The organism is Mesorhizobium sp. M0207, assembly GCF_040321995.1.
In the GTDB taxonomy this organism is placed as follows: Bacteria; Pseudomonadota; Alphaproteobacteria; order Rhizobiales; family Rhizobiaceae; genus Mesorhizobium.
The window spans coordinates 40,935-62,575 of the sequence record NZ_JAMYSQ010000004.1; the positions used below are offsets into that span (position 1 = coordinate 40,935).

Below are 21,641 nucleotides of genomic sequence, written 5' to 3' on the forward strand. Positions count from 1 at the left end.
TCCAGCGGAGGGGACATGGCTGAGATGGCAGTGCAGCGGGCATCGGGACGCGGCATCTGGGGATGGATGCTGTTCGACTGGGCGGCACAGCCGTTTTTCACGGTCGTTACCACCTTCATCTTCGGTCCTTATTTCGTCTCGCGCATGGCCAGCAATCCAGAGACCGGGCAAGCGGCCTGGGGCTACGGCATTGCCGCCGCCGGCGTCGTCATTGCCGTTTTGTCGCCGGTCCTCGGCTCGATCGCCGATCAGACTGGACCACGCAAACCGTGGATAGCCTTCTTCGCCGCGGTTAAAATCACCTGCCTCACCCTGCTGTGGTTCGCCGCGCCCGGCTCTAATCTTTTTCTGGTCGTGGCGTTGTTCTCGCTGGCGTCGGTCGCGGCGGAATTCTCGACTGTGTTCAACGATTCGATGATGCCCCGCCTGGTGCCGAAGAGCGACATCGGCAGGATCTCGAACATGGCCTGGGGACTCGGCTATCTCGGCGGCATGATCGCACTGATCTTCGTCGTTACCGTCATGGCCGGCTCGCCTGAAACCGGCAAGACCGTCGTTGGGCTCGACCCGATCTTCGGCCTCGACCCCAGGCTCGGCGAGGACGCGCGCGCCACCGGACCGTTGTCGGCGGCCTGGTATTTCCTGTTCATCCTGCCGATGTTCTTCTTCACGCCTGATGCGATCAAAGGCATTCCAATCGGGCCGGCGGTGCGCGAAGGCCTGTCGGAACTGAAGTCGACGCTGGCCGAAGTGCGCAAGCGCAGCGGCATTTTTCGCTTTCTCGTCGCCCGCATGATCTATCAGGACGGCGTCAATGCACTGCTGGCGCTGGGCGGAACGTTTGCGGCAGCAATGTTCCATTGGTCGATTACCGAGATCGGCCTATTCGGCATCATCCTCAACGTCGTTGCCATCGTCGGCTGCCTGGTTGCCGCACGCCTCGACACAGCACTGGGTTCCAAGACCATAGTGATGATTTCGCTGGTCATGCTAAGCATCGCTACGCTCGGCATCGTCTCGACCGGCCCGGGCTATACGCTGTTCGGCGCCTGGGTGATGCCCGGACTGGACGGCGGCGGATTGTTCGGCACGGCGGCGGAAAAAGCCTACATTTTCTACGGCCTGCTGATCGGGCTTGCTTTCGGGCCGGTGCAGGCATCGTCGCGCTCCTACATGGCGCGCAGCGTCTCCGCTGCCGAATCGGGCCGCTATTTCGGCATCTATGCGCTGGCCGGCCGGGCAACCAGTTTTGCCGCACCCTTCATGGTGGCCACGATCACCCTGGCCAGCGGCTCGGCGCGGCTCGGCATGGCGGCGATCGTGCTGTTCCTTGGCGCCGGCATGGCGATCCTGATCGGCACGCCCTATCCGGCGGATCGGCCGGCGGAGTGAGCTGCTCTTGCCTTCTCCCGCAGCGGGGGTAACGCGTTCAATGCCGGAAATGCCTCACTCCGGTGAAGACCATGGCAATGCCGTGAGCGTCGGCGGCGGCGATGACATCGTCGTCGCGCATCGAGCCGCCGGGCTGGATGACGGCTGTGGCGCCGGCTTCGATTGCCGACAAAAGCCCATCAGCGAACGGGAAAAAGGCATCCGAGGCGACGACCGAGCCCCTGGTCAAAGGCTCCGTCAGGCCGGCAGCTTCGGCGGCGTCGAGCGCCTTGCGCGCCGCGATGCGCGAGGAATCGACCCGGCTCATCTGGCCGGCGCCGATGCCGACTGTAGCGCCATCCCTGGCATAGACGATGGCGTTCGACTTGACGTGCTTTGCCACGCGAAAAGCGAATTTCAGATCGGCCAATTCTGCCGGCGTCGGAGCGCGTCTGGTCACCACTTTCAGCTCGAGGTCATCCACCACCGCGTTGTCGCGGCCCTGGATCAGCAAACCGCCAGCAACCGATTTCAAGCCAAGGCCCGCTGCGCGCGGGTCGGGCAGGCCGCCGGTGACCAGCAGGCGTAGGTTCTTCTTGGCGGCAATGATGCGGACTGCTTCTTCGGACGCCTCCGGTGCGATGATCACTTCGGTAAAGGTCTTGACGATCTCTTCGGCGGTTCCGGCATCGAGGATGCGGTTCATGGCGACGATGCCGCCGAAGGCCGAGACCGGGTCGCAGGCCAGCGCCTTGGCATAGGCCGCCTGCAGCGAAGCGTCCTCAGCGACGCCGCACGGGTTGGCGTGCTTGATGATGGCAATTGCTGCGGAGCGCGACGGGTCGAACTCGCCGACCAGCTCGAAGGCAGCGTCGGTGTCGTTGATGTTGTTGTAGGAAAGCTGCTTGCCCTGAAGCTGGCGCGCCGTGGCGACGCCCGGCCGCCTGTCGCCGTTGACATAGAAGCCGGCGCCCTGATGCGGGTTTTCGCCATAGCGCATCACCGACTGCAGCTTGCCGCCGAAGGCGCGCCATGTCGGATGCTCGATCTCAAGCGCCTCGGCGAACCATCCCGAGATCGCCGCATCGTAGGTGGCGGTGCGGGCAAAGGCCTTGGCTGCCAGCTTTTTGCGGAAATCCAGCGACAACGACCCGAAATTCATCTCCAGCGCGTTGAGCACCGAGGCATAGTCATCGGGATCGGTAACGATGCCGACATAGGCGTGGTTCTTGGCCGAGGCACGGATCATCGCCGGGCCGCCGATGTCGATGTTCTCGACGATAGCCGCGTAGTCGGCGCCGGAGCGACGCACCTCTTCGAACGGATAGAGATTGGAGACGACGAGATCGATCGGCTCGATGCCGTGGTCGCGCATCGCTGCGGCGTGCTCGGGATCGTCGCGCACGCCAAGCAGTGCGCCATGCACCGACGGGTGCAGCGTCTTGACGCGGCCGTCCATGATCTCGGGAAAGCCGGTGAGCTCGGACACGTCGCGCACCGCCATGCCTGCCTCGGCAAGCGCCCTTGCGGTGCCGCCGGTCGAGACTAGCTCGACGCCGGCCGAAGCCAGCGCCCTGGCGAAATCGATCAGGCCGGTCTTATCAAAGACGGAAAGGAGCGCGCGACGGATGGGTACAAGGTCGGGCGCGGGAATGTTCTTGGCGGCGACGGCCATGGGCTGGCGGCCTTTCCAGTTCTGGTTGGAGAGCGTCCGCGGGCCGTAGCATATGAGGCCCGGAAATCAAGCCGCAAGACTTGATCAGTGTCTGCCGTTGCCACCGGCTTCAGCTTTTTCCGGACGGCCGGCGATGATGGTGCGCGTCAATTGCCAGTGGACCTCCGAAATTTCCGAGGCCTTGAACGCAAGCACGATCTGGCGGCTGCGGCGCGGGCCGCCAAGCCCTGCGAAATAGATCGATTCCTCGACCTCGGGCACCACTTCGGTAGAGGTAAACACCCAGGTGTCGGCATGGTCGGCGGCCAGCACCAGACGGTCATGCTCATCCTGGAGCAGGCTAATATCGGGATGGACATGGAAACGCACCGTGACGAAGTCACGGCCATTGTTGCGGATAGAAGCGCCGCCCGGGCGCAGGAAACGGTCCCTGCCGGCAAACACATTGCCTTCGGTCGATAATTTCAGCTCGCGCTCATGCAGGAAGCCGAAGCGCGCTGCATAGCCGTCATGGCGGGCGATGAAGCCCTGGCTGCCCTTCTGGTCGGTGCGCTTGCAAGGCACATGCTGCGGCCCGCCGATCAAAGGCGTGCCGAGCAGGTCGTTGACGCGCAAGGAGTGATTGAAGCGCGCCGACGACGTGTCGTTGATGGTGGCGGTCGAGTGGGCGGCGGTGGCGCGGGCAAGCGGCCGGAACTCGGCGGCGCCATAAGTGTCTATTCCGGCGTTGACGATATAGTGCTGGCGGCCCGACGACAATTCGAAGGCGAGGCATCCGGCGTGAGCGGCATTGGATACGTCGACAGGGGGCGGCGGGCCGGTATCGGCGATCACAGTGACACCGCCCATCGACAGGCGCTCATAACCCGAATGCGGCGCGTGCAGCAACGGTGCGCCGGCGGTGTCGTCGTGATGCAGGATGCTGGCGATACGGTCGTGAATGGTGGCGCCCATGCCGTTGAAGCGGGCAAGGCTGCCGTCCTGATGGCGAAAGAAGCGCAATGCCGGCAGCATCCGGTCGATTGCGCCGATCAGGGCGGCCGGCGGTGTCTCGGCCTGATTGGCGTATGTCTGGCGCAACGGCAGAAGGTCGGCGAGGATTTCAAGCACGGCCATCGGATTGCGCGAGATATGGCCGCCGTCAGGCAGGATCTGGCGGTCGAGCTCCTCGGCGAGATTGCGGGTAGCACCGCGTAGCGCCGAGGCCGGCGCCGGCAGCGACAAAGCGGCAAAGGCCAGCGCAATGCGGGCGCGCAGCCGGTCCTTGCCGTCCGGCATCTCGCGCACCATGGCGCGCAGATAGCGGATCTGGACGGCGAGCGATTTCAAGAACGCGCGGTAGAACGGAAATTCGGCGCCCTGCAACACGATCGAGGAATGCTGCAGCCAGGCAATGACACGCTTGGCCGTCGTGCCGGGCTCCCAGGCGACGCCGGAAATATGGCTGCCATGGATTGCAATCCAGTCGGAAACCAACGCCCGCGCGTTGGCGGCGGCTAGCTCGGTGCCGGCGGCACGCATATGCCGCAGCCAGCGAAAGCCATGCAGCGTTTTTTGCCAGCCGGGATTGGGCACGTCGATCTGGAAGGGCGATTTGCCGCCGGTCTCGACCAGATGCCCCGAAAGCGGATAGCGGCTGTAATAGATCTCGAGCGCGATCTGAGGATCGGCGAGCCGCAGGTCCGGTGGGGCGATCAGGACGCGCTCCGGCGTGCGGCCTGAGTAGCGCCAGCGATAGAGTGGCCCGGCGCGCAAGCGCCGGCGCGTCTTGCGCCAGAACTCCCTCGCGACAAGCGTCCACAGACGCGTCGTGTTACCGGCAGCGATTGCCAAAACCCCTCCTGATCGTCCTCACCCAGGCACAAGTTTATATGATTCAAGAACTTGTGCGAAGGCGAATTCCGCGGCAGTGGGGCCGTTCAGCCTGTTTTCCATGCCTCCTCGCCCCAAGAAGCCGGACGGCGCTTCAAGATCGGCCCTTAGCCGGCTCTGCGCATGCGGGCGGCGAAGAAGCCGTCCAGCCCGGAGCGGCCCGGCGAGCCTAGCTCCAGATCGGCAGGCGTGGTGCGCAACGTGCCTTGCGGCGTCAGAAACGGGTCGATGCCGGCGATCTCACCCGGCCGAAGCGGGTCGTCGACAATCTCCGCATTGCCGGCGAGAAAGTCGCGATAGAGCTCTTCGCCTTCCAGTGGATCGAGCGAACAGTTGGAAAAGACGATGCGTCCACCAGGCTTGACCAGGGTGACGGCGCGGGCAAGCAGCCGGCGTTGCAGGTTGGCCAGTTTTTCGACGTCGGCCGCCGTCTTCGTCCAGGGGACGTCGGGATGCCGCCGCACCGTGCCGGTCGAAGAGCAAGGTGCGTCGAGGAGGACCGCATCGAAGAGGTCCTTCGGCTCGTATTTGAGCAGATCGGCCTGGACGATCTCGGCGGCCAGACCGAGCCGTTCGAGGTTCTGCGTCAGCCGTGCCAGCCGCGTTTTGGACATGTCGAGCGCGGTGACGTGGGCGTCGGCGAGGATCAGCTGGGCGGTCTTGCCGCCCGGCGCGGCACAGAGGTCGGCGATTCGCAAACCATTGATGTCGCCGAACAGCCGGGCCGGCAGGCTGGCCGCTGCATCCTGAACCCACCAGGCGCCTTCCCCAAAGCCGGGCAGTTCGGTCACGGAAGCGCTGAGCTTTTCCACCCGCACCGTGCCGGTCGGCAGGACAAAGCCGCCGAGCCGTTCGGCCCACAGCGCCGGGTCCGACTTGACCGAGAAATCGACCGGTGCCTCATGGCGATGGGCGAGCAGTATCTGCCTGGCCTTGTCGAGGCCGTAGACTGTTTTCAAACGGTCGGAAAACCATTTTGGCGCCTCGTCGGTAGCGGCAAGTGCTGCGGCGAGCTCGTCCTGCTTGGCCCGCGCCAGCGTGCGCAGCACGCCGTTGACGAGGCCGGAAAAGCGCGCCGTGCGCGGATCGGACTTGGCGTGTGTCACGGCGAGGTCGACGGCGGCGCTGTCGGGAACATCGAGGAACAGGATCTGCGCTGCCGCCACATGCAAAATGTGCGAAAGCGCCGTGGCGTTGGGCGGTAGCGGCTTTTCCAGGCGACGGGCCAGAAGGCCTGATATGGTCATGCGGTAGCGCAGGGCGGTGACCAGAGTGGCGCGCACCAAAGCGCGGTCGCGCAGGTCGAGCGCCTTGTATTGTGGATGGCCGTTCTCATGGTCGGTCAGCCCGTCGAGCGGCGTCCTCGCGTCGATGACAGCGGCAAGCAGCCGCGCGGCTGCCTTGCGCGCGGCGAGACCGCGAGCTTCTGAAGCCTCACTGTGAGTTGGCCTCATTGTGTCGGCGATCGGTTGACTAGTTTAAATATGGCGCTGACAAAATCTTCTTTACTTCCTAGGGGTGAGATCACCTGAATGTAGTCTTTCTCAACCGTGCCGACATAGTCCGCGACTTGCTTTGGAGATGCACCATCCCCGACAAGTCGGACGATGTGGCGGAGATAGGTGTCATATTCATCTTCAGGAAGTGGGCGAAAGCCCAGGTCACTTGATGTTGCTATGCTCGCCATCGGTATGCCGATAGGGTTCCAGTGCCTTGCACAAAGATCGCGCATTTCCGCCAGCGAGATCCCGCCTTTTTTGTCTGTCGCGCTCGTCACGACCACGGACCTTTGGGGCCGGTCGGATTGCGTCCCCAGGGATTGGGTCTCGGCTTGGCCGGCTCAGCCGGCCTCTCGGGCCGCGCGGCCCTGTCCCACGGACCAGACGGCTGCCCGGTCGCTTCCGGCGCCGGCCTTGGCGTCGCGGCCGCTTCGGGTGCGCCGGCCATTTCGCTCGCCATCCTCTGCAACGCGGCGATGCGGTTTTCTGTGCTCGGGTGAGTGGAAAACAAACTGTCCATACGCTCGCCGGAAAGAGGATTGATGATGAAGAGATGGGCGGTTGCCGGATTGCGCTCGGCATCCGGGTTGCGGATGCGTTCGGCGCCCCGCGCGATCTTGTCAAGCGCCGAGGCGAGCCACAGCGGGTGTCCACAGATTTCGGCACCGCGCCGGTCGGCCTCATATTCGCGGGTGCGGCTCACCGCCATCTGCACGATCATGGCGGCCAAAGGCGCGACGATCATTGCCACCAGCACGCCGACGATGCCGAAGGAATTGTTGTTGTCGCGGTTGCCGCCGAAAAAGAAGGCGAAATTGCCGAGCATCGAAATTGCGCCGGCAAAGGTGGCGACGATCGTCATGGTCAGCGTGTCGCGGTGCTGCACATGGGCGAGCTCGTGCGCCATCACCGCCGCGACTTCTTCATGCGATAGCCGCTCGAGCAGGCCGGTGCTGGCGGCGACAGCGGCATTTTGCGGATTGCGGCCGGTGGCGAAGGCATTGGGCTGCGGATTGTCGATGAGATAGGTTCTCGGCATCGGCAGGCCGGCACGTTGGGCGAGACCCTGCACGATGGCGTAATATTCAGGCGCGTTGCGTTCGTCGACTTCGATCGCACGGTGCATCGACAGCACCATCTTGTCGGCGTTCCAATAGCTGAACAAATTGGTGCCGGCGGCAATCAGCAAGGCGATCATCATGCCGCCGGATCCGCCGACCAGATAGCCGACGCCCATGAACAGGGCCGTCATTGCGGCCAAAAGCATGGCGGTGCGAAGGGTGTTCATCGTCTGCTCCATTTGGGCCCAACAAAGGGGTCGATCCTTGTGGGCGCATCGCTATATGATGGGAAACAGCCGTTCCCGTTTCAATCGGGCCTGTTTCAATCTAGCGGAAGATCGCATGATCGACAAAACCAGCCAAACGCATGCTAACGGCTCGCCGCAAAAGCCGCTGACCCCGGCAGCCAGGCGCGCCTTGGTCGAGGCCGAGGCCCGGCGGGAGAAATATCGCGAGCAGGAAGCCACGCTGCCGAGGGAGATCGGCGGGCGCGGCGGCAAGGAGCCTGGCCGCTATGGCGACTGGGAGGTCAAGGGCCTGACCAGCGACTTTTAGCGCAAGCAGGATGCTAGTTAAGCAGGCTGTGCGGTCCGTTCCGCTTCGATGGCAATCCAGCCGTTGTCATCGACGGCGATGCCGATCGCGCCATAGCCGGTGATGGCGGCATGCGGCGTCTGCAACGGATGCCGGTGCGTGGCGCTGATCACCACGATTGCAGCGCCCGCGGCTTCGGCTGCCGCTATGCCGGCCGGCGCGTCCTCGAAGACGAGGCAGTCGCGCACATCGACGCCGAGCCGTGCGGCCGCCAGCCGGAAGCAGTCGGGCGCCGGCTTGCCGCGAGCCACGTCCTCCGCCGCGACGATCACGGCGGGAGCCGGAATGCCGGCGGCCTGCAGGCGCAGCAAGGCAAGTTCGCGCGGTGCCGAAGTGGCGATCGCCCAGCTTCCAGGCGGCAGCGACGCCAAGAAGGCCGCGGCGCCGGCAATCGGGCGAATGCCCTCGACATCGGCCGCCTCGGCCTGCAAAAGCGATTCGGCTTCGCGGGCAGGATCGACGCCTGGGAGCTCCAGCCGGCCGATGGTCTCGATCGCCCGCACGCCGTGGATGGTCGGCAGGAATGCGGCGACGTCAAGACCTTGCCGATGCGCCCACGCTGCCCAGACCCTTTCCGCCGCGGCGATCGAATTGAGAATCGTGCCGTCCATATCGAACAGTAAGGCCGCGAATTTTCTGCCTGCGAACATCGGCTTTCCCGGGTCATCTTGGAGGGATTATGTCAAAAGACGCGTGTCGATCGACCGTAACGTTGCCGCGTCCGTATGGGAAGCCGCGAGGCGTCGTTTTCGACGTTTGCAAGGAACCGCCGCACACTCTCCTGCGTTGACCACCACTATCTTCCATGACGATCGTAGGGGGACGGCGATGCTGATCAGGCTCGGCTATGAAATTGCCATTGAATGCGCTGCAGCCACGCCGATTGTTTCGCTGCTCGAGATCCATCGGGATCGCCAGGCCGACATCAAGCGGCAGACGCGCGTGCTGACGTCGCCGTCGGTTCCGACCAGGGTCTACCACGATCTTTTCGGCAATAGCTGCCGCCGCTTCACGGCTCCGGCCGGAAGCTTTCGCATCCTTTATGACGCGGTGGTCGAGGACAGCGGCGAGATGGACGAAGTCAGCACGCTGGCCGGGGAAGTCCCGGTTGCCGAATTGCCGGACGAGGTGCTCGGCTATCTGCTCGGCAGCCGTTACTGCGAGACCGACCATCTCGGCGACCTGGCCTGGCAACTTTTCGGCCAGCTTCCGCCGGGCTGGGCGCGGGTGCAGGCGATCGTCGACTATGTCCACAACCGCCTGTCCTTCGGCTACGGCTATGCGCGCTCGACCCGCACGGCGGCGCAGGCGCATGAGGAGCGCGTCGGCGTCTGCCGCGACTTTGCCCATCTGGCGATCACGCTCTGCCGCTGCATGAACATCCCGGCCCGCTACGTGAACGGCTATCTCGGCGATATCGGCGTGCCCGCCGATCCGGCGCCGATGGATTTCTCGGCCTGGGTGGAAGTGTTCCTCGACGGCAGATGGTACACCTTCGATCCTCGCCACAATGTGCCGAGGATCGGCCGCGTCGTCATAGCCCGCGGCCGCGACGCCACCGACGTGCCGCTGCTGCACAGTTTCGGCCCGCATCGGCTCAGCCTGTTCAAGGTCTGGACCCACGAGCAGGAAGGCAATCTGTTCAAGCCGCCCTATCGCGGCGTCGACAAGACCGTCAGCGCACGGATGCTGGCCTGATCTTCGGACACATTCGCAGTCCGGATTTCCACCTGCCGCCACTGCGGCAGCACTGATCCTGTTCGATACATCTCGTCTGTACCGGATTGGGACGAAGTCCAGCCGTCTCGAATTGCGAGCCCGAATCTTGGTAAGCGCTTTTTGAACAAAGCCGTGCCGACGCGGCTTTCGTTTACCCGCTGTTTACCTTGTCGCCGCTCGAAACCGTTTGGAAACAATGGCCTGAGCGGGGGCCGCTCGCTTTCCCGCGCCCGGCGGCGCGATCCGGCCGGATTCCTGCAATGCGCGTTCGGACAGCTGCAGGCTGTAGCGAATGGAGGCGGAAGGAATGCGGCGTTTCGGGGGTCTTGTTCAGGCGATCGGCGGCTTTGCCGGGGATCGCAGCGGAAATTTCGCGGTCCTGTTTGGTATAATCGGCTCAGTACTGGCGCTGAGTGTCGGCTTTGCCGTCAACGTATCCCAACTCTACAATGTGAAATCGAGCCTGCAAGGCGTCGTCGACGCTGCGGTCACCTCGACGGCCCGCGACCTGACGACCGGCGTCATCAGCGAGGCCGAAGCCAGCAAATCGGTGCAGGCCTTTCTCGATGCCAACAGCACGGCGGGTATCCTGCAGGACAATCAGATCGTTCTCGACAAACTGACCGTCGACCAGACCGCCAGGACCGTTCAGGCGGACGTTCATGTCAATGTCAGCTATTATTTCCCGCTTTTCAGCACGGGTAGCATGCAGCGCGTTCCCGCATCGACGACGGCTCTCTATTCGGACAAGCAGATCGAAGTCGCGATGATGCTCGATGTGACCGGCTCGATGGCAGGCCAGAAAATCATCGATCTGCGGACGGCTGCGGCGAATGCCGTCGACAGTTTTCTGGGCGGTCAGGACACCTCCAAACCGCGCGTGCGGGTTGCCATCGTACCTTATGCCAATTCGGTGAATGCCGGTACACTTGCCGCCAGCAGCGTCTATGTGGAAACCACCGCCAGCCAACGCAAACAGGCGCCGGCCAATGACGCTGTGCAGTATGTCTCGGGGCTCATCCGTCCTGACAATTGCGCCACCGAACGCAAGGGGACCTACCAATATTCGGACGCAGGCCCCGGCGCCAGCATGGTCAACCGCGACTACCTGCTGTCGTCCTTCGCCTGGCAAACCGGCACCGCCGCCTGCCCGGCCGCCACGCTGATGCCGCTGACGGCGGATGCGACGGCGCTCAAGACTGTCATCAAGAATTTCGTCGCCTCCGGCGGCACTGCCGGCCATATCGGCGTGCAGTGGACCTGGTACATGCTCTCGGAGAACTGGGGGGGCATCATGAGGACTTCGCAGCGGCCAGCCAAGATGGATCCAAGAAAGGTCGCCAAAATCGCGATCCTGATGACCGACGGCGAATTCAACCTGTCCTACTTCGATGCGAGCACGGTGAGCGACGTCTACAATGACGCCGGCAAGGAGCCGACCCGCACGGCCGCCAAGAAACTTTGCGCTGCCATGCGCGACAACGGCATCGAGATCTTCACTATTGGGTTTGACCTAAACGAAACGAATGCCAAGGCCACGCTCCAGGATTGCGCGAGCCCGGACACCGCCAAGATCAAGCACTTCTACCAAGCTGCCAATGGAACCGAACTCAACCAGGCTTTCCAGGACATAGCCCGCAACGTCGAGATGTTGACCGTAACCAAATAAGGGACAACAGCCCAAAAAGGAAAAGGCCGCCGCTTCTCGCGAAGTCGGCGGCCTTCCGTGTTTCCGTCCATGGCGCGGCTCCTGGCGGCGACGGTTGGTCGCCAGCCGCGCATCTCGCGCCTTAACGGGAAGACTGCTTCCCGAAAGTGCGATCCGCTGAGGCCACGTTCTGGAAAACGAAATCACTCGACATCGGATCACCTCCTTTCGATTTGTTGAACACTTCCTCATGATGGGGTGTCATCCGGCAAATGGCAAGGCGCGGCACTCGAAAATCCTGAACAAGCGTGCTTGTGCACTCGGGCGGCTTGCGGCCGGCCGATCGGGCAGGCAAGATCGAGCCGCGATTGTTCCGGGCCGTTATTTGCCGGGTAAGGGAGGACGGGGATGGAGGCAGCCGAGAGAGCGGCCCGGATTGTTCGGACGGTCATCGAAACGCTGAAGCCGGGTTTCGCGGTGAGGCTGTGGACAGGCGAGCGGATCGGCCCGGCTACCGGCCCGGTGCTCACTATCAACGACCAGGACATCGTCTGGCAGATCGTACGTCGGCCCTCTTTATCGACGCTGATCGAGATGTGGATTGCCAAGGCGGTCGACGTCGAAGACGGATCGCTGTTCGATTTCTACGCCTTGCCCACGCACGGCAAGCTCAGGACGAAGCTCAAGACATTGCCGAAGCTGGCGATCCTGCGCGACCTGCCGGCGGTGCTGTTTTCGCGAAAACAGATGACGACGCGAACCGATCTTTCCGGCCGCAATCCTTTCGTCAGCGGTTCGAGCAAGGAGGCGATCCAGCATCATTACGACATTTCCAACGCATTCTACCGGCTCTTCCTCGACGAGCGCATGGTCTATAGCTGCGGCTACTTCAAGGATTTCGCCAACGATATCGATCAGGCCCAGAGAGACAAGCTCGACCATATCTGCCGCAAGCTTCGCCTGAAGCCCGGCGACAGATTGCTCGACATCGGCTGCGGCTGGGGAGCGATGCTCATCCATGCGGTGAAGAATTATGGCGTCGTCGGCCACGGCGTTTCGCTATCGGAAGCACAGACCGAACTCGCCCGTGAACGCATCCGCGCCGCCGGGCTGGAGGACCGCATCACCATCGAGATCAAGTCCTATGCCGAGCTGTCCGGCTCCTTCGACAAGATCTCCTCGATCGGCATGTTCGAGCATCTGGGGCTTGCCAACCATGCGGCCTATTTCTCGAGGATCCATCGCCTGCTCAAGCCCGGCGGCATCTATCTGCACCACGCCATCACCCGGCGCGACAAGGGCAGCTTGAAGAAGACGCTGCGCAAGGGGCCGGAATTCAAGGCGCTGATCAAATACATTTTTCCGGGCGGCGAACTCGATACGATCGGCATGACGCTCGGCAATCTCGAGGCGCACGGCTTCCTCGTCTACGACGTCGAAAACTTGCGCGAGCACTATGCGCGCACCTGCAGGCTATGGGCAGAGCGTCTCCACGCACGCTTCGACGAAGCCATCGCCGAGGTCGGCGAAGCCAAGGCGCGGCTCTGGCTGCTTTATCTGACCGGTTGCTCGATCACCTTCGAACGCGCCTCGGCGCAGGTCTTCCAGACCGTTGTCACCAGGCGCGCGCGCGGCCCGAGCGGCCTGCCGCCGACGCGGGCGGATTTGTATCGATAGCTACAGGAGGCGCATCGTGGCGCCGATCTCGACGCGGGCCGGTCGGTCGACGGTGCAGTAGACGCCGAGGTTATGGGCGTTGTGGCGGACCAGGCTGCGCAGGATTGCCGGGTCGTGATCGAACCCGTCCTGGCCAATGATGGTGAAGCCGCAGCGGCGGCACGGCTCGGAGATGGTCAGGAGCAGGTCGCCGATTGCCAGCTTGCACCCGATCCATTCCGTCTCGGGGAACGACCCCTCGACCTCTGGCATATCGACGACGATGTTGGGGCGGAAGCGGCGCGCGTCGGCGGCGCCCTCTGGATGCAGCACTTTCAAACGCGCCAGTGAGGCGGTGGTCAGCAGATGAATAGGGGTTTTGACGTAGCGTTCCGTCAGCAGGGGGCCGAGGTAATCCGGAGCCGCATTTTCCCGGCGGAACGGCCGGATGGAAGCCGCAAAGCCGAGATACGCGGAAACCGCGCGATCACTTTGCGCGCCAGGTGCCGAAAGCCAGCGTCCGTCGGGGATGGCGACCTCCAGCCTGCCGGCCTGCGACAGCCGGGTGCGGATGCGGGGCACCTTGTGCCATTTCGCTTCGCGGTCGGGCCGCGCGATTTCATCGGTCGAGGTATCGACAAGACCAAACAGGCGGTCGCCTTCGACGGTATACCAGTCGACGGAGATCGCCTCCTGAAACTCGCCGGCGAGCGAGCTCGCGGGATAGCGCCAAAGCTCGGTGACGGCGCCCAATGCGGGTTGCATCAGCCCTTCTTGTTTTGCCGGTTGGCGATCAGGTCGTCGACGACTGCCGGGTCGGCGAGCGTCGAGGTGTCGCCGAGCGCGGCAAAATCATCCTCGGCGATCTTGCGCAGGATGCGCCGCATGATCTTGCCGGAACGGGTCTTCGGCAGGCCGGGCGCGAACTGGATCTTGTCGGGCGAAGCGATGGCGCCGATCTCCTTGCGGACATGGGCGACGAGCTCCTGGCGCAATTCCTCGCTTGGCGTCTCGCCGGCCATCAGCGTGACATAGCAGTAGATGCCCTGGCCCTTGATATCGTGCGGGTAGCCGACGACGGCGGCCTCCGAGACCTTCTCATGCGAAACCAGCGCCGATTCGACCTCGGCGGTGCCCATGCGGTGGCCGGAGACGTTGATGACGTCATCGACGCGGCCGGTGATCCAGTAGTAGCCGTCAGCATCGCGGCGGCAGCCGTCGCCGGTGAAGTACCTGCCCTTGTAGGTCGAGAAATAGGTCTGCACGAAGCGGTCGTGATCGCCATAGACGGTGCGCATCTGGCCCGGCCATGAGTCGGCAATGCAAAGATTGCCGCTGGCTTCGCCTTCCAGTACCTTGCCGTCGGCGTCGACCAGCTGCGGCTTGACGCCAAAGAAGGGCCGCGTCGCCGAACCCGCCTTGAGGTGGGTGGCGCCCGGAACCGGCGTGATCATGATGCCGCCGGTCTCGGTCTGCCACCAGGTGTCGACGATCGGCACCTTGCCGTTGCCGACGACGTTGAAATACCACTTCCAGGCTTCCGGATTGATCGGCTCGCCGACGGTGCCGAGCACGCGCAGCGACTTGCGCGACGTTTTGGTGACATGGGCATCGCCGGCGCCCATCAGCGCGCGCAGCGCCGTCGGCGCCGTGTAGAAGATGTTGACCTTGTGCTTGTCGATCACGTCCCAGAAACGCGACTGCGACGGGTAGTTCGGCACGCCTTCGAACATCAGCGTGGTGGCGCCGTTGGCGAGCGGCCCGTAGACGATATAGCTGTGGCCGGTGACCCAGCCGACATCGGCGGTGCACCAGTAGATATCGCCCTCATGATAGTCGAAGACATATTGGTGGGTCATCGAGACATAGACGAGATAGCCGGCGGTGGTGTGCAGCACGCCCTTCGGCTTGCCGGTCGAGCCGGATGTGTAGAGGATGAACAGCGGGTCCTCGGCGTTCATCTTCTCGGGCTTGCATTCGGCCTTAACCGTGGCGACCTCGTCATGGTACCAGACGTCGCGCCCGGCGGCCCAGCCGGTCTTGCCGCCGGTGCGGCGCACGACCAAGACCTTTTCGACTTTCGTTCCGGCCTTGGCGGCGATCTCGATCGCCTTGTCGGTGTTCTCCTTCAGCGGGATAGTCTTGCCGCCGCGCAGGCCTTCGTCGGCGGTGATGACGAAGGTCGACTTGCAGTCGTCGATGCGTCCGGCCAGCGCATCCGGCGAAAAGCCGCCGAAGACAACCGAATGAATGGCGCCGATGCGCGTGCAGGCGAGCATCGCATAAGCGGCCTCCGGGATCATCGGCATGTAGATGGTGACGCGGTCGCCCTTCTTGACGCCGTGCTTCTTCATCACATTGGCGAGGCGGCAGACACGTGCGTGAAGTTCGTTATAGGTGATCTTCCTGTCGTCGTAGGGATTGTCGCCTTCCCAGATGATGGCGGTCTGTTCGCCGCGCTTCTTCAGATGCCGGTCGATGCAGTTCCACGAAACGTTTGTCTGGCCATCCTCGAACCATTTGATCGAAACCTTGCCGTCGAAGGACGTGTTCTTGACCTTGCTGTAGGGCTTGAACCAGTCGATGCGCTTGCCGTGCTTGCCCCAGAACTTGTCCGGGTTCTTGACGCTGTCGGCGTACCATTTCAGGTAGGTGTCATTGTCAATCAGCGCGTTCTTCTTCCACGCCGGCTGGACGCGATGGACATGAACATCGGACATTTCTTCGCCTTCCTCCCCAAAACCAAACCGCCGGCTTGACCGCCGGCAGGATCGCGGCGATGCGGCCGCGAATTCGCGCGCATTATTAACAGTTCGGCGGTGACGGCAACATTAGACGTTGGATTCGCGCGGCGGGATGCCGCAGGTGCCTTGCCGGGCGGTGTCAGCACTCTCGTGAGGCGGCTGCTAAGCGCATGTTTTTGCGGGAGGAATCTGGTTTGATCGCAGAAATATCAATAGACGAATAAGCAAATGGGGTGCACAATTTCAGGCTGGGAGGAAGGAGAATCAACCAGGGGACCGGCAATGCGCGACCATTCAGAAATGGACCTGATGCTCAAGGGCTATGGCTTGACCACGGCCAAGATTCTTTATCACTTCCCAGATCATCCGCATCTGCTGCAGAGCTTCATCTGGCAGGATTACGACATCGCCCCGAAATTTCCCGTGCTGATCCGCTTCATCGAGTTCTGGAAGGCCAAGCTCGAAGGCCCGCTGCATTCGGTCAGCTACACGCACCAGAAGCTGATCGCGCCGAACGAATGGCGCAAGGTCGACGGCGAGTTCGTTCTGCATTAGCCGGGCGGGCGGCAGTCTGGGAGCCGCCGCCCAGCTTTTGGAGCGTCAGACTGCGGGCGGGTTCAGCCGGGCAAAACCCTCCTGCCGGCGATAGGGAAAATACGGATAGGGTGCGGTGACCTCACTTGCCGTGTCGAGCTTCTTCATCTGCTCGGCTGTCAAGGACCAGCCGACGGCGCCGAGATTCTGGCGCAACTGCTCCTCGTTGCGCGCGCCAATGATGACGGAGGCGACGGTCGGCCGCTGCAGCAGCCAATTGATGGCGATCTGCGGTATGGTCTTGCCGGTTTCCTCGGCGACAACATCAAGCGCGTCGACGACCCGATAGAGATGCTCATCCTCGACGGGCGGTCCGAAGCTTGCCGTGTCGTGCAGCCGGCTTTTCTCAGGCAGCTTCTGGCCACGGCGGATCTTGCCGGTCAGGCGGCCCCAGCCGAGTGGGCTCCACACCAGCGCACCGACGCCCTGGTCGAGGCCGAGCGGTATCAACTCCCATTCATAATCGCGTCCGACCAGCGAGTAATAGACCTGATGGGCGACGTATCGGGGATAGCCATGTCTATCCGCCAGGCCGAGCGACTTCATCACTTGCCAGCCGGAAAAATTGGAGACGCCGACATAACGCAGCTTGCCGGCGCGCACGAGACTGTCCAGCGTCGACAGCACCTCCTCGATCGGTGTTGCGGCGTCGAAGGCGTGCAGTTGCAGCAGGTCGATGTAATCGGTGCCAAGACGCTTCAGCGCGTCTTCGACGGCCTTGATCAGGCGTGAACGTGACGAGCCGGCATCGTTGGGACCGTCGCCCATCGGCAGCGAGGTCTTGGTCGAGATCAGCACGGCGTCGCGGCGGCCCTTGATGGCAGCGCCGAGCACTTGTTCGGAAGCGCCATTCGAATAGACATCGGCGGTGTCGAACAGGTTGACGCCGGCCTCAAGGCAGATGTCGACCAGCCGCCGTGCTTCCGCCGCATCGCTGTTGCCCCAGGCACCGAACAGCGGGCCTGAACCGCCGAAGGTTCCAGCGCCGAACGAGAGCACCGGGACCTTCAGGCCTGATGCGCCAAGATTTCGATAATCCATGGGTTTGCTCCTTGTGGAAGGATGGCTGTTTCAAAGATTGGCTGAGGTTTGCGTTCTATGACCGCGCGATTTCCGGTGTAGCGAGGACAGGATCTCGGTCGAGACGCAGCGCAAACGCCGCTACGGCAAGCGCTGAAAGTGGCAACAGCGCCGCGACCCAGGTGACGGCACCGAGGCCGGGACCATGGGCGATGACCACGCCGCCGAGCCAGGCGCCGGCCGCATTGCCGAGGTTGAAGGCGGCGATGTTGAAGGATGAAGCTAGGCTCTGGCCGGCGCCTTGCGCCTTCTGCAACACCCATAACTGTAGCGGCGCGACGGTGGCGAAGGCGGCGGCGCCGAGCAGGCCGACATAGATAACGGCCATGACCTGGCTGTGCAGGGCGAAGGTCATGGTGCCGAGCACCAGCGCCAGCACGACGAGACTGCCGAGAACGGACGGTACCAGCCAGCGATCGGCGAACTTGCCGCCGGCGAGGTTGCCGGCGATGAGGCCGCCGCCGAAGACCAGCAGGATCGGCGACACCGCTGTCTCGTCAAAACCGGTGATCTCGGTCAGCAACGGGGCGATGTAGGTGAAGACGGCGAAGACGCCGGCATAGCCAAGCACGGTGGTGGCAAAGCCAAGCAGGACCGGCGCGCGGCCGAGCAAGGCGAGATCGGCGCGCAAATTGCTCTTCTCAGGCTCTGTTCGGCTGCGCGGCACCAGCAGCAGAATGATGGTAAAGGCGGCGATGCCGACCAGGGTCACCGCCCAGAAGGTCGCGCGCCAGCCGAAGGCTTGGCCGAGCCATGTGCCGAAGGGCACGCCGAGGATGTTGGCGATGGTCAGGCCGGTGAACATCAGGGCGATCGCCGAGGCTTTCTTGTTGGGCGCCACCAGTCCGGTCGCCACGACCGAGCCGACGCCGAAGAAGGTACCGTGGGCGAAGGCGGTCAGTACGCGCGCACCCATCAGCGTCCAGTAGTCTGGGGCAAGCGCACAAGCGAGGTTGCCCAGCGTGAAGATCGCCATCAGCGCCAGAAGCACGGTCTTGCGCGGCCAACGGCCGGTCGCGATCGTCAGCAGCGGCGCGCCGATGACGACGCCCAGCGCATAGCCAGAAATCAGCTGGCCGGAAGCTGAGATCGAGACGCCGAGATCGGTGCTGACGTCGAGCAGCAGGCCCATGATGACGAATTCGGTGACGCCGATGCCAAAGGCACCGGCGGCAAGAGCGTAAAGAGCAAGGGGCATGGCGGTTCCCACTTCGATGACGACCAGTTTTGACGACGGGCGCCGTGTCCTCCCACGCCCCGATCCGGAAGATCGTGCCGCGATGTGCTGTGAACCAGCCTTGCATCGGGCACATCGTCTGTGAAATAGATTCACCAATGGCCAGGCCCGACATCAATCGCTCCGGCGAGATCGAAGTGTTCGTCCGCGTCGTCGAGGCGGGCAGCTTTTCAGCCGCTGCCCGCGCGTTGCGGATGACGCCGTCGGCGGTGAGCAAGCTGATCGCGCGGCTGGAGGCGCGGCTTGGTGCGCGGCTGGTCAGCCGTTCGACGCGCAAGCTGCAACTGACGCCGGAGGGGGCGGCGTTCTTCGACAGCGGCGTGCGCGTCCTTGCCGACATGGCGGCGGCCGAGCGCGAGGCAGCGGCGGGTGCCGCGCCGCGTGGCCGGCTGCGGATCAACAGCTACGTGCCTTTCGGGCAGCATCGGCTGATCCCGCTTTTGCCGCGTTTCCTAGAGCGCTACCCCGAAATCTCGGTCGATCTGGTGTTGACCGACGATGTCATCGACCTGATGGAGGAGCGCGCTGACGTCGCCATCCGCGCCGGGCCGCTTGGCGAATCACGGCTGGTGGCGCGCAAGCTCGGGCAGAGCCGGGTGGTCGTCGTTGCGGCGCCATCGTATCTCGAAGCGCGTGGCACGCCCAAGACGCCCGCCGACCTCGATCGTCACAACCGGATGGGATTCCGTTTCGTTCGTCACCTCGAGGGCTGGCCTTTTATCGACGCGGCCGGCAAACCGATCACCCTGTCGATCATCGGAAATACGCTGGTCAGCGACGGCGAGGCGATGCGGCTGATGGCGCTCTCGGGGGCGGGCATCGCCCGGCTGGCACGCTGGCATGTGGAGGCCGACATTGCCGCCGGCCGGCTTCTGCCGCTGCTGGAAGATTTCAATCCCGGCGACGAGGAACTCACCCACGCCGTCTATGTCGGCCAAGGCAAGTATCTGCCGGCGCGGGTGCGGGCGTTTTTGGACTTTTTGGTCGAGACTGTTCGGCTGACTTGAGCCCAAAAAAAGATAGGGAGCCTGCCGGCTCCCGAAGCATCAAATCGAAGGTAAATTGAACTACTTTTTCGGCACAAAGGGCGCCGGCCGCCGGCCGGCCGCCTGACGCTCCAGCATCCAGCCCGGGTATTCGGCGGGCAGGGCACTGACTTCGTCGAGGCGAACAAGATCATCGGCATCGAGCTGCAACTCGGTGGCTGCAAGGTTCTGTTCCAGCTGCTCCATGCGGCTGGCGCCGATGATGACGCTCATCACGAATGGCTTGGCCAGGACATAGCCGAGCGCCACCGTGGCGACGCTGACGCCGTGCTTGACAGCGATCTCGCGCATGACAGCGACCGCTGCCCAGGCACGGTCCTCATTGACCGGCGGGAAATTGAAGCTGGCGCGACGGCCCTCGCCATTGCCGGGGGCGCCCGGTCCGTATTTGCCGGAGAGCAGGCCGCCAGCCATCGGCGACCAGACCATCAGCCCGAGTTTCTCCTCGTTGAGCAGCGGCACGATTTCGCGCTCGAGATCGCGGCCGGCGATCGAATAATACGACTGCACGGTCTCGAAGCGGGCAAAGCCTTTGCGCTCCGCAATACCCAGCGCCTTGGCGATGCGCCAGGCCTGCCAGTTCGAGACGCCGACATAGCGGACCTTGCCGGCGGCAACCAGGTCGTCGAGCGCCCGCAGCGTTTCGTCGATCGGCGTCACCGTGTCGGTGCCGTGCAGCTGGTAGAGATCGATGTGATCGAGCTGTAGCCGCTCGAGGCTGCTCTCGACCGAATCCATGATGTGGCCGCGCGAGGAACCGCGCTGGTTCGGGCCGCCGCCCATGGCGCCATGAACCTTGGTGGCGATGATCACGTCCTGACGGTTGACGCCAAGGTTCCTGAGCGACTGGCCGAGAAGCCGTTCCGAGGCGCCGAAGGAATAGACATCCGCCGTGTCGAAGAAATTGACGCCGGCGGCGAGGGAGCGGGCAACGATCTCGTCGACGCCCTTCTGGTCGAGGCTGGCGATCAGGCCCCATTGGGCATTCTCGCCGGCCGCGCCGAACGTCATCGTGCCGAGGCAAAGTTCGGAGACGAACATCCCCGTATTTCCAAGTTGATTGTAACGCATGGTGGCTCCAGACGGGTTGAGAATAACTCGACCCATATAGGAACGAAACGTTCCGTTTCTATACGCTGGCTTAGTCAATGTCAGCCTGTGGCCTAAGGTCGGCTGCGCCTCATCTGGCGCCGAAAATCGCCGATCCAACCCTGACACTGGTCGCGCCGAAGGCGATCGCGGTTTCGTAGTCGCCGGACATGCCCATGGAGAGCTTGTCGACGCAGGCCTCGAGCCCAAGCTTTTCCAGCAGCGCGAAATGCGGACCGGGGTTCTCGTCGGCCGGCGGAATGCACATCAGCCCTTCGATGGCGAGGGCGTGAACCGAGCGGCAGCGGGCGACGAAGGCGACAGCCTCGCGTGGCTCGATGCCGGCCTTTTGCGGCTCGGAGCCGGTGTTGACCTGGACATAGAGCCTTGGCGTCCTGCCCTGCCTGGCGATTTCCTTGGCCAGCTCTGCGGCGATCTTTTCACGGTCGATGGTTTCGATGACGTCGAACAATGCCACCGCTTCCTTGGCCTTGTTCGATTGCAGCGGACCGATCAGATGCAGCTCGACGTCGGGAAACGCCGTCCGCAGTGCCGGCCATTTGGCTTGTGCTTCCTGGACGCGGTTTTCGCCGAAGACGCGCTGGCCGGCCTCGATGACGGGGCGGATATCGGCGGCGTCGAAGGTTTTCGAGACCGCGACCAGCGTCACCGCTCCGGCCTCACGGCCTGCCTCGTGCTCGGCGGCAGCGATCCTTGCCTTGACCGTGAAAAGCTGTTCGGCGGCGCTCGCCATGC

The 21,641-nt window shown here is 63.5% G+C and carries 19 protein-coding genes; 7 read left to right on the plus strand and 12 right to left on the minus strand.

All coding sequences use genetic code 11. The features are described from left to right. Nucleotides 1-15: 15 nt before the first annotated feature. Entirely contained in the window at nt 16-1,392 is a 1,377-nt protein-coding gene (locus tag NKJ15_RS08285; RefSeq protein ID WP_352474669.1) for an MFS transporter, read from the plus strand. A 37-nt stretch (nt 1,393-1,429) separates the two neighbouring features. Here NKJ15_RS08285 and purH read toward each other — a convergent pair whose 3' ends face one another. The 5 genes from purH to htpX all read right to left on the minus strand — a co-directional run bounded on the left by purH (nt 1,430) and on the right by htpX (nt 7,705). After that, nucleotides 1,430-3,046: a bifunctional phosphoribosylaminoimidazolecarboxamide formyltransferase/IMP cyclohydrolase gene (purH, locus tag NKJ15_RS08290; protein ID WP_352814783.1), complete on the minus strand. Its 1,617-nt coding sequence runs from the start codon at nt 3,044-3,046 to the stop codon at nt 1,430-1,432. 84 nt (nt 3,047-3,130) lie between these two features. Continuing rightward, a complete protein-coding gene (locus NKJ15_RS08295) occupies nt 3,131-4,879 on the minus strand; it encodes a heparinase II/III family protein (protein ID WP_352814785.1) in 1,749 nt (582 codons plus the stop codon). A 146-nt stretch (nt 4,880-5,025) separates the two neighbouring features. Beyond that, a complete protein-coding gene (locus NKJ15_RS08300) occupies nt 5,026-6,372 on the minus strand; it encodes an RsmB/NOP family class I SAM-dependent RNA methyltransferase (RefSeq protein WP_352814787.1) in 1,347 nt (448 codons plus the stop codon). Then, on the minus strand, nt 6,369-6,695 hold the full coding sequence (locus NKJ15_RS08305; protein ID WP_352451231.1) for a hypothetical protein: 327 nt from the start codon (nt 6,693-6,695) through the stop codon (nt 6,369-6,371). Before NKJ15_RS08305 ends, NKJ15_RS08300 begins: the two co-directional genes overlap by 4 nt. Next, the gene (gene htpX / locus NKJ15_RS08310) at nt 6,692-7,705 is read right to left on the minus strand and encodes a zinc metalloprotease HtpX (protein ID WP_352451230.1); all 1,014 of its coding nucleotides are present in this window, start codon (nt 7,703-7,705) and stop codon (nt 6,692-6,694) included. The genes NKJ15_RS08305 and htpX overlap by 4 nt, the downstream gene beginning before the upstream one ends. Nucleotides 7,706-7,820: 115 nt before the next feature. On the opposite strand from htpX, the gene NKJ15_RS08315 reads away from it, so the two are divergent. Then, nucleotides 7,821-8,033 (plus strand): DUF1674 domain-containing protein, encoded by a 213-nt coding sequence (locus NKJ15_RS08315; protein WP_352451229.1) that lies wholly within the window; start codon nt 7,821-7,823, stop codon nt 8,031-8,033. 17 nt (nt 8,034-8,050) lie between these two features. On the opposite strand, the gene NKJ15_RS08320 is transcribed toward NKJ15_RS08315, so the two are convergent. After that, the gene (locus tag NKJ15_RS08320) at nt 8,051-8,722 is read right to left on the minus strand and encodes an HAD-IA family hydrolase (RefSeq protein ID WP_352814790.1); all 672 of its coding nucleotides are present in this window, start codon (nt 8,720-8,722) and stop codon (nt 8,051-8,053) included. Between the two features lie 178 nt (nt 8,723-8,900). Here NKJ15_RS08320 and NKJ15_RS08325 point away from each other — a divergent pair, with 178 nt between their 5' ends. The 3 genes from NKJ15_RS08325 to NKJ15_RS08335 all read left to right on the plus strand — a co-directional run bounded on the left by NKJ15_RS08325 (nt 8,901) and on the right by NKJ15_RS08335 (nt 13,116). Then, nucleotides 8,901-9,770: a transglutaminase-like domain-containing protein gene (locus tag NKJ15_RS08325; RefSeq protein WP_352814792.1), complete on the plus strand. Its 870-nt coding sequence runs from the start codon at nt 8,901-8,903 to the stop codon at nt 9,768-9,770. A gap of 328 nt (nt 9,771-10,098) precedes the next feature. Continuing rightward, complete coding sequence (locus NKJ15_RS08330) at nt 10,099-11,460, plus strand: pilus assembly protein TadG-related protein (RefSeq protein WP_352814794.1); 1,362 nt, start codon at nt 10,099-10,101, stop codon at nt 11,458-11,460. Between the two features lie 387 nt (nt 11,461-11,847). Further along, complete coding sequence (locus NKJ15_RS08335) at nt 11,848-13,116, plus strand: class I SAM-dependent methyltransferase (protein ID WP_352451225.1); 1,269 nt, start codon at nt 11,848-11,850, stop codon at nt 13,114-13,116. Here NKJ15_RS08335 and NKJ15_RS08340 read toward each other — a convergent pair whose 3' ends face one another. Together NKJ15_RS08340 and acs are read right to left on the minus strand one after the other, a co-directional pair. Then, nucleotides 13,117-13,860, minus strand: a complete 744-nt coding sequence (locus tag NKJ15_RS08340; protein WP_352814796.1) for an MOSC domain-containing protein — start codon at nt 13,858-13,860, stop codon at nt 13,117-13,119. Next, nucleotides 13,860-15,815, minus strand: coding sequence for an acetate--CoA ligase (gene acs, locus NKJ15_RS08345; protein WP_352814798.1), 1,956 nt, complete (start codon nt 15,813-15,815; stop codon nt 13,860-13,862). Before acs ends, NKJ15_RS08340 begins: the two co-directional genes overlap by 1 nt. A gap of 306 nt (nt 15,816-16,121) precedes the next feature. On the opposite strand from acs, the gene NKJ15_RS08350 reads away from it, so the two are divergent. Then, the gene (locus NKJ15_RS08350) at nt 16,122-16,394 is read left to right on the plus strand and encodes an usg protein (RefSeq protein WP_023678111.1); all 273 of its coding nucleotides are present in this window, start codon (nt 16,122-16,124) and stop codon (nt 16,392-16,394) included. A gap of 45 nt (nt 16,395-16,439) precedes the next feature. Here the strand turns inward: NKJ15_RS08350 and NKJ15_RS08355 are convergent, their stop codons facing one another. Both NKJ15_RS08355 and NKJ15_RS08360 read right to left on the minus strand, forming a co-directional pair. Next, nucleotides 16,440-17,474, minus strand: a complete 1,035-nt coding sequence (locus tag NKJ15_RS08355; RefSeq protein ID WP_352814800.1) for an aldo/keto reductase — start codon at nt 17,472-17,474, stop codon at nt 16,440-16,442. Between the two features lie 55 nt (nt 17,475-17,529). Continuing rightward, complete coding sequence (locus NKJ15_RS08360; protein WP_352471291.1) at nt 17,530-18,711, minus strand: MFS transporter; 1,182 nt, start codon at nt 18,709-18,711, stop codon at nt 17,530-17,532. A 137-nt stretch (nt 18,712-18,848) separates the two neighbouring features. On the opposite strand from NKJ15_RS08360, the gene NKJ15_RS08365 reads away from it, so the two are divergent. After that, nucleotides 18,849-19,757 (plus strand): LysR family transcriptional regulator, encoded by a 909-nt coding sequence (locus NKJ15_RS08365; protein WP_352500794.1) that lies wholly within the window; start codon nt 18,849-18,851, stop codon nt 19,755-19,757. Nucleotides 19,758-19,817: 60 nt separating this feature from the next. Here the strand turns inward: NKJ15_RS08365 and NKJ15_RS08370 are convergent, their stop codons facing one another. Beyond that, nucleotides 19,818-20,867 (minus strand): aldo/keto reductase, encoded by a 1,050-nt coding sequence (locus NKJ15_RS08370; RefSeq protein WP_352471289.1) that lies wholly within the window; start codon nt 20,865-20,867, stop codon nt 19,818-19,820. Between the two features lie 109 nt (nt 20,868-20,976). Continuing rightward, nucleotides 20,977-21,639: a YggS family pyridoxal phosphate-dependent enzyme gene (locus NKJ15_RS08375; RefSeq protein WP_352814802.1), complete on the minus strand. Its 663-nt coding sequence runs from the start codon at nt 21,637-21,639 to the stop codon at nt 20,977-20,979. Nucleotides 21,640-21,641: the final 2 nt, after the last annotated feature.